Source organism: Mycoplasma sp. 2248 (genome assembly GCF_034863245.1).
In the GTDB taxonomy this organism is placed as follows: Bacteria; Bacillota_I; Bacilli_A; order Mycoplasmatales; family Metamycoplasmataceae; genus Mycoplasmopsis.
Window position 1 is genome coordinate 1 of sequence record NZ_JAYFFC010000016.1, and the last position, 690, is coordinate 690.

Annotated in this window: 1 pseudogene; it reads left to right on the forward strand. The window is 32.9% G+C overall.

Features of this window, described 5'->3' with window-relative positions:
* Window positions 1-570: pseudogene (locus tag VBM91_RS03050) on the forward strand (ABC transporter ATP-binding protein); the annotation flags it as partial.
* Between the last annotated feature and the right edge of the window lie 120 nt (window positions 571-690).

Sequence of the window (690 nt, forward strand, 5' to 3'; positions counted from 1 at the left end):
GACACATTAGTAGCTAACAGAGATGAATTAGTTCAAACAAGAGACACTTTATACCAAGCTATCGCTGAACTTGACAAAATCATTGTTACAAGACTTACAAATGTTGTTCACGATGTTAACCAAGAATTCAACAACGTATTCAAATCTATGTTCGGAGGAGGAGCTGCTGAAGTTAGATTCGTTGAACCTAATAATATTTTAGAATCAGGAATCAGCATCTTTGCTCAACCTCCTGGAAAAAGTGTTAAAAACCTTAAATTATTCTCAGGGGGAGAAAAAGCGCTTATTGCTATCTCATTATTATTCGCCATCTTAAGAGCTAGACCTCTTCCATTATGTATTCTTGATGAGGTTGAAGCTGCGCTTGATGAAGCTAACGTTGTTAGATATGCAGAATACTTGCAAGAACTTAAGAAACAAACTCAATTCATTGTTATCACACACAGAACAGGAACAATGCAAAGAGTTGACTCATTATTTGCCGCAACAATGCAAACACGTGGAATTACAAGTTTCTTCAGTATTCACTTAAAAGATGTTGAAAAATACATTACTGAAGAAGCTAACTAATTCAATTTGATAGTTGACTATCACAAGAAATTGTGGTAGTTTTTTGTTTATCTAAATTTCTAAAAAATAAGCAAAATAACGAAATTTTGCACTTTTATGAGCCTATTTTTTTTTTTTTTT